The following is a 13912-nucleotide window of genomic DNA, read 5'->3' as shown; positions in this document are numbered from 1 at the left end:
CATTTAATGGTTAGAAACTAAGGCTAAGGTTCAACAGGAATGTACGGGTGGTTGGAGGCGCACCGTTTTCAAAACCGGTAGCATTGGAACCGATGGCGAATACAGATTCCGGATCCAAACCGCGTACATGGCTGGAAATCATCCATACGTTGTTGCAGGACAGGCCAACTTTCACTGACTGAACCGGCATACGGCCTAATACGCTCTTAGGCACATTGTAGTTCAGCTGTACGTTTCTGAGACGAATGCTGGTAGCGTCATATACGTTTATTTCAGGAGCGCCCAGGTTGCCGGCGGTAATGGCATTCCAATATTGTTGTTGAGTTACAGACCGGGTATTAGGTGTATACTTACCATTCCCTGCATCAACGACACCTGGTACTACCAAATCGTTTCTTTGTCCGCCCGGAGCTGTAACCGCTGCTGTTCCTGCCTTCTGCATCATCAGCTGGGTGACAGAATATATTTCACCACCAATGCGGGCATCTACCAGGAAGCCCAGTGAAAAGCTCTTGTAGGAGAAGGTATTGGTAATACCAAAGAGTGCTTTGGCCGCCTGATTACCCAGGTATTTGTCACCATCAATAATTTTGGGAAGACCATTGGCTTCAAGTATCAGTTGTCCATAGTACTCGCTATTTACATCCGTTACCCGATTTAATACTTTGTTGGCATAAATATCACCATACAAAGAACCTGTTTTCGCAATAATGGAAACAGCGTCGAAGCCGCCCAGCGGATAAAGGCTTACACCTTGCGCCTCCCCGATATCAATAATTTTGTTACGGTTCACAGACAAGTTACCGGAGATATTCCACATCAGACCTTTAGGATTGTTGAGAATCCTTGCATCCGCCATAATCTCAAAACCACTGTTCTGGATGTTACCAGCGTTGATCTTACGTTTTCCATAACCACTGGCAGGGTCCATCGGTAAGTCGATCAACTGATTAGTGGCGTTGGATTTATAGTAGGTAAAATCAAGTCCGAAACGACTATCCATAAAACGAAATTCGGCACCCAACTCATGAGATTTGATCAACTCACTTCTTACATCTTTATTATAGTAGGTTTTATCGCGGGAAGCTGTGATTTGACCGTTCGGGTCCTGACCAATTAAATAGTTATTATACAGCTGGTAAGGCAGCAGACTGTTACCAACAGCAGCGTAGGAAGCTCTTAGTTTACCATAACTCAGCCAGGAAGGCAGGGATTTGATATGCTCAGTAAACAGGTAAGACATGCTTACGGAGGGATAGAAGAAAGAGCGGTTTTCCGGGGCCAGGGTAGAGGACCAGTCATTACGTGCTGTAACATCAAGGAAGAGATAACCATCCCAATTCAAACCTGCCGTTCCGTACAGGGAGTTAATACGCTGCTCTGTAAATGCGTCAGTAGTACTAATCGCGTCTCTTGAGTTCTTGATCACGAACAGGTTGGGTACTACCAGCGCGCCTGTGCTGTACCCTACATTGGAAGTCTTCTGTTTCATCAGGTTTCCGCCAACACTGATATTACCACTCAGTTTGTTGATCAGATTATCTTTTTTGGCGGTGATCAGAGCACTGTAGTTCAGTTCGGAAAAACTAAGCCTGCCGGCACCATATCCACCATTAACAGCGGCTGGGCTGCCAACGTATGATTTACTCTCTGTTGTGGTATTATACATGTCTGCGCCAGCTTTCACTTCAGCGTCCAACCAGCTGGTGAACTGGTATTTAAGAGCGCCGTTCATGATAAAGCGGTTACGGATATCCTGGTTCAGCAAATATTTTGTGGCCCAGTAGGGATTTACGTCATTGCCAATGCTGTACCATGCCATCTTTCCAAATTCATTCACGGGGTTTTTGAACTGGGTAATATCCATGGAAGTAGGCATGGAGTAAAGCAACGTTGCGTAGTTGCGAGAGTTGGTGCCGGTTGCAGGTCTGTTTACAGCATTGGTATTGGAGTACTGTACTTTAAAATCTGTAGACAGACGGTCTTTGGCACCGTACTTTCCGGAGATCCTGCTGGTCACATTCACGCGGGACAATTTAGTTCCCGGAATCATACTTTTATCATTCAGGTAGTTCAGGGAAGTGTAGACAGATGTTTTATCAAACTGTTGTTGAAAAGAGATGTTTTCGTTATGGTTCAGTCCTGTGTTATAGAAGCTTTTTACGTTGTCATAATAACGCAAATTCTCTTTCTTGCCTGCCCAGTTGGTCACTTCCTGCCCTTCAATTTTCGGGCCCCAGCTGGTACCGGAAATCTCGTTGAAGACGCCGTTTGTACCTTGCCCGAAAGATTTCTGTGCTTCCGGCCGGGTAAAGAAAGTTTCCAGGCCAACGGTGGAAGAGACAGTGATGCCCACACCAGTGTTTTTCCGGCCGGTTTTCGTGGTAACGAGGATAACGCCATCTCCTGCGCGGCTACCGTACAATGCAGCAGCAGAAGGACCTTTCAGCACTGTCACACTGGCGATATCATTAGGGTTCAGATCAGAGAGACCATTACCCATATCGAGAGAAGGGTTCCAGTAATCGTTGGTACCATCATTACCAACACCGGTGGAGTTATCGATAGGTACGCCATCCACTACGATCAGCGGTTGGTTTTTACCGTTCAGCGAGGTGTTGCCACGGAGGTTGATTTTGGAAGACGCTGCAGGGCCGCCGCTGGCGCGCGTTACCTGTAAACCAGCCACCACGCCGGTCAGCGCATTGGTGATATTGGTTTCATGCGCTTCTACCAGTGTATTGGCTTTTACTTCCTGCATGGAATAACCCAGTGATTTTTTTTCACGGCTGATGCCCAGAGCGGTTACCACCACTTCGTTCAGCCCTTTGGAATTGTCCTGCATTACGAGGTCCAGGTTGCCGTTGGCCGGCACTTCCAGTTTAGTAAAGCCTACGCTGGTGATAACAAGCGTAGCGTTGGGAGCTACCTGTACGCGGAAAGCACCTTTTTCGTTGGAGGTGGTACCGTTGGTAGTACCTTTTTCAACAATTGTTGCATAGATAATAGGGGCGCCGGAGCCATCCTTCAGGGTACCGGATACCCATTTTTTCTCCTGCGCATAAGCGCTTTGACAGCAAAGGGCTACCAGACAAGCCAGCAGCGCAAAGCCTAACCACCTTTTCATTGCGGTAAATTTTGAATTTAAATAATAAATGATGACACGTTACTGTACAGCACAAGAGGTCTCATTCAGCCTTTATGGTGCTGTTTATGTTTTGATTGATGCTAAAAAATTTTTTTGTGTCTTACGCTTTACTCCGTTGAGCTCTATCCAAATTTTCCATAACCAGTGCTGCAGCGCCTAATCGTTCCGCAGCATAACCCAGGGATGATGTTCTTATTTCTACATTTTCAGCGATTTTTGGAATACAATGCTCGTTTAATGCATGTTGTACCGGTGCCAGCCAGAGCCTGCCGGCCTTTGTGCCTCTCCCACTTAAAATCACCAGCTTGGGGTTGAATAAGTGAATCAGTATAGCGATCCCCCTGCCGATGTGATATCCTGCCTCTGATAATAATTCTACAGCATACTTGTCGCCCTTGATAGCAGCGTCCATAATTTGATGATACGTGGCAATCCTGTTGTCCATCGACAACCCTTTCATTACCGTGGTCCTTCCGGCCTGAATTCCGGCGATCGCTTTTTCTGCTATTACAGAAAGGGAAGTCTCTGTTTCCAGGCAACCCATTTTTCCACAACTGCAGATCTTATTGTTGGTAAACAGCGGTATGTGACTGAACTCGCCGGCAAAGCCGTTTTCACCACGGAAAAGACTGCCATTCAACACCATCCCCAAACCAATTCCCCAACCGATATTGATCACCAGCGCATGCTGACGGTGGCGGGCTTCCCCCAGCTTCCACTCGGCCAGCGCTATCAGGCTAGAATCATTGTCAATGCTCACCGGTATCCCGGTCACTATCTCCAGATATTCATTGATGCTCTTCGCGGGCGTGTCAAAAAAAGAATAGTTGACGCCCTTTGTTACGTCCACAAAACCCGGCATACCAATGCCAATGCCTGCAAACTTTTCTTTGGGAATACCGGATTGCGCTATCACTTTTTTTAACTCCTGTCCCAGGATAGGGATCCCGTCAGGATGAGCGGATAAATCCAGCTCCAGTACCCGCTCTTCTCCGATCATGTTATTGCTCATGTCCAGTATGCAAATACTGGTCATAAACTGGTCCATCGCCACAGATAATATATACAGGTAGTCCTGCCGCACAGAATACATCTGCGGACGGCGCCCTCCTGTAGATATCGCATATCCCGACTCTATCACCAATCCCTCCTTCACCAGCTCGTTGAGCGCTTTCGTGGTATGCGGAAGACTCCTGCCGGTCAACTGTGTTAAGTCGGTACAGGATAACTCCTTGTTGAAGTAAAGGTGTTTTAGTATTGTCTTCTTGAATAACTCTTGGCGGTCAGACACCATTTTGATTGATACTATTTCAGGTACATCACAATTATAACAAGTGAATCAGCTTATCTCATAATTCCGGTTCAAGATAGCCAAACTTTCTAAAACTAAACAAAAACTTCCTCGAAAATTTTAATTAGTTCGATATAATTATCAAAAAAATGCGTAAAGTTATTATGAAAATGTTAATTCTGTATCAGAAAAAGGCAAAAATCTGTCTTTAAAAAGCCGCTAAAACGTAAAAGCAGGTAAAACGTTTTATGAGCACGCAAAGGCGCCAAGCAGCAAAGCACGCAAAGATCTTTAAAGTTTAAACAAGAAAGCAAAGGCGGGGAGATCAAATGTAATCTCCCCGCCTTTGCTTTCTCTGCTCGCTTTTATGATCTTTGCGCGCTTTGCTGCTTGGCGCCTTTGCGTGACCCTATTTCAACGCCTCCCGGTACGCCTCCACAATCTCCTTCACCGGCCTGTTCAGCAACGTCTCATTAAAATTCAACGATGACTTCCCCTGCTCAACAGACCGCCGCATCACAATCTGATGCTTCTCCCGCAGGTAGTTGGACAGCTTCACCGGATCAACTCCCTCTCCATAAGCAATCTCCACACAGTTGGAACCGTGCTCAAAAGGCGTCAGCTTCAACCCCTTCAACCGGTTCAGCTGCCCTATCAGCTCCCGCGCCCGCACCGCCGTTTCCCGCAACCGCTCCTCTAAACCATCCAGGTAATGTAACGCCAACGCGCTGTTATGCCAGTTGCGGTACAACGCCCCGCCATGTATCTTGATCTGATGCTCCATCTTGTCCATCACCGCCTTATCGCCGCAAAGCACCGCACCGTTAATAGCGCCCACACATTTATACAATGAAATAAACACGGTATCAAAATAGCTGGCATACTCTTTCACGCTTACACCGGCAAAAGCCGCCGCCAGATGCAGCCGTGCACCGTCCAGGTGCAACTTATACCCTTTCTCCCGGCACCAGGCGGATATACGCCGCAGCTCCGCCACCGGCACCGTCTTCCCCATGCAACGCCGCACCGGGTTCTCAATAGACACCACACCAATACCGCTCTTAAACAGCTCCCCCTCTTCATGATACGCGATAGACTGCTGCAAGGCCTCCAGGGTAAAATACGCCTCCCCCGGAGCCAGCGGTATCAGCCGCTTGCCATGCAAGGCCGTCGCTGCATCTGCCTCATCGCGGTACACATGGCTCGTCTCCTGCACAAACACCTTGGTATTATCCCCGCTCAGCACCCGGATGGCCAGCTGGTTGGCCATCGTACCGGAAGGCATGTACACCGCCTTCTCCTTGCCGGTAAGCCGCTGAAATAACTGCAACAACTCCTCCATCGTACCGTCGTTGCCGTAAAAATCCGGTATGATCGGCTTCTTCCGGTTGATCTCCTGCAACTTGTCCAGCGTCTCTGTCATACTTAATCCCAGGCCATCCCGGATAAAGTTCACCGGCAACACCCCGCTTGCACTACGTACAGCCATCTCGGTTACTACAGATGGTATACATACCGGCAACATACCAAGGCCGGAAGATTTCAGAAAATTCCTTCTGTCTATATGCATATCATTTACAGGTTAAATGGTATGAAAAAAATCGGTCATCTGCTGCTCAGTAGGCAGGTTCAGCTTCTTCCGCAGCCGATAGCGCTTGATCTCCACCCCACGCACGGATATCGCCATCAGCTGCGCTATCTCCTTGCTGGAAAGTTTCAGCTGCAAATAAGCACACAACTTCAGATCGGTATTGGTCAGCACCGGATAACGGTCCTTCAGCTTCTTCAGAAAATTATTATTAATCTCATCGAAATGCGAGGCAAACTGCTCCCAGTTGGCATTGTTCTTCTCTACATCATTCAACAACAGCAAAGCATTGCGTATCTCCGGGTTATTGTCGTTCTTCTTGTACACACTCGCCAGGATGTCCTTTACCTTCACCAGCGCATCGCCTTTTTCCACCAGGTGCAACGACGCATCGGCCAGCGCATTGTTCTTGAAACGGATCTCGTTGGCCAGTTTCTCGTTCTGCAACGCTATGATCTCTTTCTCGTTTTTCTCCAGCTCCAGCTGATGGATGTATTTCAGCCGGGCCTGCTCCTCGTCGAACTTACGCTGCTGCACCGCCAGGTTCCGCTGCTGCCAGCGGTACAACAGGTACAGCACACCCGCCAGCAACAACACATATACCAGGTACGCCCACACGGTTTTATACCATGCCGGCAACACACTGAAGTGATAACGCAAAGCCACCGACTCATGCCCCAGGTTGTCCCTCGCCTTGACTTTAAAAATATACTGCCCATCCGGCAGATTCGTATAGTCTTTCTCCGACTTCGACGACCATGCCGACCAGCGCCCGTCGTATCCTTCCAGCTGATAGCTGTATTCTATATTATTCTGCAGCCCGTAAGCCGGGGAACTGTATTCAAAATGAAAAGAGTTGTAACTCTTCGGCAACGCCGGCGCCTCCTTTTCATCCTGTACAAAACCGGCTTCCGTCCGGCGGAAATAACCACCGAAAATCAGGCTGTCCGATTTACCCAGCGCCCTCACCTGCCCCATAATAATACGCACCTGCTGCTGGCTGCCGGCATATTTTTCATAGTTCAGATGGATCATCCCCTTCTCCGAACCGATGAAAATATTCTCTTTATTATAAGGGTAGATGTTTTCAAAACCCATTAATATCTTACCGTCCAGCTCCGGGATATAAGTAATAGTGAACGGCTGGCCTCCCGACGGACGACGGAAATCGACCACCCCGATTTTCTTCCCGCTGCAAAACCAAAGGTTACCGTCTGCATCTTCGTTCAGATACCGTATCTCCATAGTGCCAAAGACAGACCGCAGGAAAGCAGAAGGAACAAACCTGCCGGCAGCGGCGTCAAATTCGTATACCCCCTTCGCGGTACCAAACACCACACGGTTCCTGATTTTAAAAACAAAGTTATTCAACGCAGAGGGCAGGCCCGCGCTGTCGGTAAACAAATGCGCTGTCAGCATTTTACGGTCGGCCGACAGCTGCAGCTGGTACACGCCCCGGTAAGGGTGCGATGCCCATATCACATTATTGTTGTCGATCTCCAGGAAGCGGATAGACTCCTGCAGCCCCGGCACTACGCCTTTATCCGTAAAACGGCCCTGCTCAAACCCCAGCATCCGCACCCCGGCATAGGTGCCTGCCAGCACTTCCGTTGCCGGGTACACCGATGTCATCGGCTTAAACAACCACGTGCCCAACCCGTAAGCCAGCGGCTGAATAACATGGTCTTTTACCTCGAAACTGCCGATATGCTGCCCTATCAACAGGCGACCGTTCACTTCGTCCAGCCGCCATACCTCATGCTGACTGCCCTCCATCCGTACAAAATCGCCCTTGGAAAAACTCAGGTCGCCGCTGCCGGACAAGGGCACGTAATACGCCCCGTCTGACGTGGCGATATACAGCTGCCCTTTATAAATACGGGCCGAATAACCGGACACTTCGTTCGTTTTACTGGGACCTATATATTTTATCGCCGCATTGTAAGCGATAAAACTGATCCCGTTATTTAATCCTGCCCACAGGTTGTTGTTTTTATCCAGGAAGACGCTGAGCACATTATTGTTCTGCAACCCCTCCGTCCGGGAGATCTTCTGTACAATACGCCCTGCAAAGTCCATCACCAGGCAGCCTTCGGCCGTAGTAGCAGCTACCAGCTCACCGGCATTGATGCGGGTACACACAGAAAGATTAACGCCTGCCGGCAGATGGCTGTCCTGTTTTTGCAGCGAACCGTCCGGCCGAACGAGAAAAAGCCCGTGCGTCTGCGTGGTGATCAACAGGCTGTCCCGGCCAATTTCCATCATACCGGAGATCAGCACATTATTCAGCGGCTCCCCGGTATTGACCGGCAGCCATTCATGACGCTCCAGCCGCAGCAGGCCATTGGCCTTGTCCTGCGCATATAATTTATTGCCCACCTTCCGGAGGTACATCCACTCGCTGGTGGTGGGATATACTTTGATGCTGTTGTTATGGAATTCCATCAGCCGGTCCGAAGCCTGGAAAAAAACCGACTCCCCGAAGAGCTCTATCCTCCAGATGTCTGCAAACCTGTTCTGCGATTTTGGCAGTAATTTTTTTAAAGAAGTATAGGTCAATACGCCATTGGCCCCCCTTTCAAAATAGCCTATTTCGTCCTGCCCGCCGGCATATACCCGGTCGTTGCTGTCCATCGCCAGCGCACGCACGATGGTTTTGTTGGGCAACGGGTATGCGTTCCAGTGACTGCCGTCATAGGTTAGCATTCCTTCATTATTCGCGAAGTACATCATACCCCTGCTGTCCTGCCGGATATCCCAGGTCTGCGTCCCTGCCTTGAAATCGCTCTTGCTGTAATTAATGATCTGTGGTAATCCTATAGTGTTTTGTCCGGTACAGGTCAGGCTGCATAGGTATATCAAGATAAGCAAGCACCATATTCTCATAAAATGAAGATATAAAATTCGGATGATGTAGTAATGATGTAGTCGATTTTTATTGGAAATCAATTCTTTGAAGAATTGTGATGTAGTAGAGATGTACCGCTTTTGTTTGGGCAGAAAAGGGTATCCGATAATTTTACTGCATCCAGACCAACACTCCTGTCAACTAAAATCCTAACGGAATCTTTAAAAAAATTGAAACGAAAGATCAGCATCATCGCCGGACATTCTCCCGTATGAAACTGTAAAAACTGACTCACGTATGAAAAAATTTCTTCCATGCATGCTGATGCCTGTACTATTGTTTTTTGCCAATATGTCATGGGCTCAGAACATTCCCGTTACCGGTAAAGTAACTGATGAAAAAGGGGAAGCCATCCCCGGGGCATCCGTCGTGTCCCGCAACAGCAAGACGGCGGTAGCGGCCAACCCGGACGGTACCTTCCGTATCAGCGTTCTCCCGGGTGAAAAAGTCCTGCATGTATCCGCTATCGGGTTTGTACAGCAGGAGGCAACAATCACTGCCGCCCCCCTGCATATCATCCTGCAGGCATCTCCCAGCGACCTGAATGAAGTACTGGTAGTAGGCTATGGCACCCAGAAAGTGACCAAAGTATCCGGCGCCGTGTCTACCGTTAAAGGCAACGACATCACCGCCCTCCGCCCGGTAAGACCGGAAGAGGCGCTGCAGGGCCGTGCCTCCGGGGTAAACGTTATCCAGAGCGGCTCCCCCGGGTCCAAGCCCACAGTGCTCATCAGGGGTATCCCTTCCTACACCGGCACCGATCCCCTCGTGATCATCGACGGCGCCATGCAGTCGCTCGACGACCTGAACGCCCTCAATGCCGCTGACATTGAGTCCATCAACGTATTGAAAGATGCCGCCACCACGGCGATCTATGGCGTTAAAGGCGGCAACGGCGTAATCGTGGTCACCACCCGCGGCGGTAAAAAGAACCAGAAGCCGGACCTGACCATCAACGCCAACTACGGCGTACAGGAAGTGCTGAAAACCATCCCGGTGTTAAACGCAGCCGAATATGGCGCCATTATTAATGAAGGCAGCGTAGCCTCCGGCGGTAACATCATCTTCCCCGACCTCGCCAAACTGGGCGCCGGCACCAACTGGCAGAAAGAGATCTTCCACAGGGCGCCCATCATGAACTACAACGCCAGCTCCCGCGGCGGCAGCGACCGGATGACCTACTTCCTCTCCGCCGGATACCTCGCGCAGGACGGCATCACCGGCGGCGGCAGCAAATCCAATTTCAAAAGGATCAACGTCACCGCGAACATTTCTGTAGACCTCACCCGTAAACTGAAGTTCATCCTGAACACCAGTTACGTTAACATCAAAAGCAAAGGGATACAGGAAAACTCCTTCAATTCCATCATCGGCAGCGCGCTCAACTTCGATCCTACCGTGCCCGTATATAATGATGTACCCAACACCACGGGCAAATACAGCTTCAGTAACCTGCTGCTGTCGGAGATCTTCAACCCGCTGACCAAACTGGAAAATACCTACAACCTGAACAACGGCAACAAGCTGTATGGCAAAGCGGAACTGCAGTATGAGGTGATCAAAGACCTTAAGCTGACCGGCCGCTTCGGCTACACCAGCTGGGATAATACCAGCAAAACCTTCACCCCGCTGGTGTTCTACGGTCCGCTCAATGTGGAAAACACCATGACGGCCGACGGTATGCCGGTGGTGACAAAAAACGGCCTTGGCGGCATCGCCACCAGCACCCATAACAACGTATCACAAACCAAAGAAGGCAACTTCAGCTTCACCGCCGAAGCATTCGCCAACTATAATTTCAATGTAAAACAGCACCATCATTTTGATGTGGTAGCCGGTGGCGCCATGTATAAAACCACCGCTAACGGCATCACCGCCACCGCGCAGGATGTGCCTTTCAACTCCTGGGCCTTTGCAGACCTCAGCGCCGCCACCGGTACCAATACCGCCGGCGTGATTTACTTCCGTGATACCGTCATCAACGGTGTAGCCACACAGGTACGCGATCCCCGCGGCGATGTGGCCCCTAACCTCAACGCACGCACGAACAGCAACTACTACTCTTTCCGTCGCAACCTGTCCTATTTCGGCAGGATCAACTACGACTACAGGGACAAATACCTTGCATCGTTTACCGCCAGGAGAGACGGTTCCTACGCCTTCGGCCTGAACAACCCGTACGCCAACTTCTTCTCCGGCTCCGCCGGGTGGGTAGCCTCCCAGGAAGATTTCTTCCGCTCGGATTTCATCAGCTTCCTGAAAATCAGGGGCAGCTACGGTACCGTGGGCAATGAAAACGTAAAACCATCTCCCGTTAAGATCGTCACCGGCGGCCCCAACTACGGCGATGGCAACAACAACGGGTATACGTTCGGCAACTCCTTCGTGCCCGGTTCTACCGTTGCCTCCTACGCCAACCCCAGTATGGCCTGGGAGAAACAGACACAGTTCAACGGCGGCTTCGACATCACCTTCTATAAAAGTAAATTCTCCGTCTCAGCAGACTATTTCAGAAAAGAAGTAAAAGGACTGCTGTTTGTGTCTGAACCATCCCTTTACCTGGGTACCGCACAGGTGCCTGAGTCCAACATCGGCTCCACCCGCAGCAGTGGCGTGGAACTGTCCGCAGGCTACAACGAAAATATCGGCCGCGACCTGAAACTGAGCACCAACGTCAATTTCACCACCGCCCGCAACGTCGTGACAGCCACCAACGAAGACGGCACCGCCTTCATACAGGGCGGCAACTACTTCAACGGCGTATCCCAGAACGTTACCCGCTTCGAAAAAGGTAAAGCGCCCGGGTACTTCTACGGCTACAAAACAGCCGGCCTGTTCCAGTCCACCGACGAAATAGCCAAAGCTCCACGGCAGGACGGCGCCCAGCCCGGCGACATCCGCTTCGTGGACGTCAACGGCGACGGCGTGATCAACGACAAAGACAAAACAGAGATCGGCAACCCCTTCCCAAAATTCACCCTGGGTTGGAACCTGTCACTCTCCTATAAAAAGTTTGACCTCAACGTGTTCACCTATGCTTCTGTAGGCAACGACATATACCGCGCCTACGAAAGAAACGCCAACTACACCAACAAGTTCCGTGATGTACTGGAGAGGTGGACGGGCCCCGGCAGCACCAACGATGCACGCCACCCCCGCTATTCTTTCACAGACGCCAACAGCAACATCCGGGCATCCGACCGCTACGTGGAAGACGGCTCTTTCGTGAAAATCAAGAATATCCTGCTCGGCTATACGCTGCCCAACACGTTCTTCCGCAAAGCCGGTTTCTCACAGGTACGGGTATACGCACAAGTGAAAAACGCTTTCACCTTCACGAACTATTCCGGCTATGATCCGGAAATATCCGGCTTCATCATGAACACCGGCGTGGACCGCGGCGCCTACCCGCAAGCAAGAACATGGTCTGTAGGCGTTGATTTCAAACTGTAAAAAATAACAACATGAAAAACTTACTGCATATAACAGGATTGCTCGTGATAGTAGCCATGCTCTCTTCCTGCAAGAAGTGGGTAGACTATGACGCACATGAAGATTTTCTCGTGACAGAGAAAGATTACCTCCGCTCCTCCGATGATTACAATACCATGGTGATCAGCGTATATTCGCCGCTGCAGTGGCTCAACCAGACCGTCCCCATCGGCGATATCGCCTCCGACAACGCCGTTACCGGCGGGGAAAATGCTTCCGACGTATTAGGGCTTCAACAGATCGACGACTATACCCACACGCCCGCCAACGATTATTTTACCGAGATCTGGAAGTCGGCCTACGAAGGTATTAACCGCGCCAATTATCTCACCCAGTATAAAGACAAAAACATTTCCGGCAACAGCATCAGTTTCACCGGCAAGGATGCACTTTACGGAGAAGTGTATTTCCTTCGCGCTTACTATTATTTTACCCTGGTGAAATTTTTCGGTGATGTGCCCCTGTTTTTTGACAGAAGGCTTAACCTCTCCGATTCGCGGACCTTACAACGGTCACCCAAAGCCGAAGTATATGCGCAGATAGAAAAAGACCTCAACGCCGCTATTGCTGTACTGCCTAACTCCAATCCGCAGGCGGGCCGCGTGACCAAATACGCCGCCCAGGCGCTGCTGGGAAAAGTGCTGATCTACCAGAATAAATTCGACGCAGCCGTTGCTACACTGGAGAATGTGGTAAATGGACCTTTTACGCTGATGCCTGATTTCGCCGACATCTTTTTACAGTCCGGCGAAAACGGCGCTGAATCCGTATTCGAGATCCAGTATTCCAACCTGTTCCCCTATTGGAACTGGGGCGCCGCCACGCGCGGACAAGGCAATTACGCGGTACAACAGTGCGGTATCCGTGGTCTTACCGGTAGCAGCCCTTATGCACCGGGATGGAGCACCAACCTGCCCACCCAGGAGCTGGCCAAAGCCTATGCCGCCGGCGATCAGCGGAAAGCTGCCACCGTATTGGATATTGAAGCCTATAAGACGGCGCACCCCGAGTTCACCATCACCTACCAGGCAGCGCCTTATAAGAACACCGGTCTGTATAACCAGAAATACCTGCCACGCAAAGGAGAAACTTCCGGCCAGACAGAACTCAATTATCTCAACAACTATCGCACTATCCGTTTTGCAGAAGTACTGTTGCTGGCAGCAGAGGCCAACAACCGTGCGTCTACGCCCAACGACGCCAGGGCCCGCGATTACCTCAACAGGGTACGGCGCCGGGCTTTCCGCGATAACCTGCATGATGTCAACGCCTCCGGAACAGCCCTGCGGCAGGCCATCTGGGACGAACGCCGGCTGGAGCTGGCCATGGAAGGCGACCGTTTCTTTGACCTTGTGCGCACCGGCCGCGCCGCCACTGTCATCACCGGTTTCAAAGCAGGCAAAAACGAACTGTTTCCTATTCCGCAACGGGAAATTGAGATCTCCCAGCTGCAACAAAATCCGGGTTATTAACAGTTAAACTTCA

At 50.5% G+C, this 13912-nt stretch carries 6 protein-coding genes; 2 read left to right on the top strand and 4 right to left on the bottom strand.

Going from position 1 to position 13912, the window contains the following annotated elements; genetic code table 11:
• Positions 1–10: 10 nt before the first annotated feature.
• The 4 genes from HF324_RS06235 to HF324_RS06220 all read right to left on the bottom strand — a co-directional run bounded on the left by HF324_RS06235 (position 11) and on the right by HF324_RS06220 (position 8889).
• Positions 11–3127, bottom strand: a complete 3117-nt coding sequence (locus HF324_RS06235; protein ID WP_168862132.1) for a SusC/RagA family TonB-linked outer membrane protein — start codon at positions 3125–3127, stop codon at positions 11–13.
• Between the two features lie 121 nt (positions 3128–3248).
• The gene (locus HF324_RS06230; protein WP_258539446.1) at positions 3249–4352 is read right to left on the bottom strand and encodes an ROK family protein; all 1104 of its coding nucleotides are present in this window, start codon (positions 4350–4352) and stop codon (positions 3249–3251) included.
• A gap of 496 nt (positions 4353–4848) precedes the next feature.
• Positions 4849–6009, bottom strand: a complete 1161-nt coding sequence (locus HF324_RS06225) for a threonine aldolase family protein (protein ID WP_168862131.1) — start codon at positions 6007–6009, stop codon at positions 4849–4851.
• A gap of 12 nt (positions 6010–6021) precedes the next feature.
• Positions 6022–8889, bottom strand: coding sequence for a triple tyrosine motif-containing protein (locus tag HF324_RS06220; protein WP_168810525.1), 2868 nt, complete (start codon positions 8887–8889; stop codon positions 6022–6024).
• Positions 8890–9172: 283 nt separating this feature from the next.
• Here HF324_RS06220 and HF324_RS06215 point away from each other — a divergent pair, with 283 nt between their 5' ends.
• On the top strand, positions 9173–12388 hold the full coding sequence (locus tag HF324_RS06215; protein ID WP_168862130.1) for a SusC/RagA family TonB-linked outer membrane protein: 3216 nt from the start codon (positions 9173–9175) through the stop codon (positions 12386–12388).
• A gap of 11 nt (positions 12389–12399) precedes the next feature.
• Positions 12400–13899: a RagB/SusD family nutrient uptake outer membrane protein gene (locus tag HF324_RS06210; protein WP_168862129.1), complete on the top strand. Its 1500-nt coding sequence runs from the start codon at positions 12400–12402 to the stop codon at positions 13897–13899.
• The last annotated feature ends 13 nt before the right edge of the window (positions 13900–13912 follow it).

Origin of the sequence: Chitinophaga oryzae, assembly GCF_012516375.2 — a bacterium.
Classification (GTDB): Bacteria; Bacteroidota; Bacteroidia; order Chitinophagales; family Chitinophagaceae; genus Chitinophaga; species Chitinophaga oryzae.
This window is presented reverse-complemented; position numbering and strand designations above follow the sequence as displayed.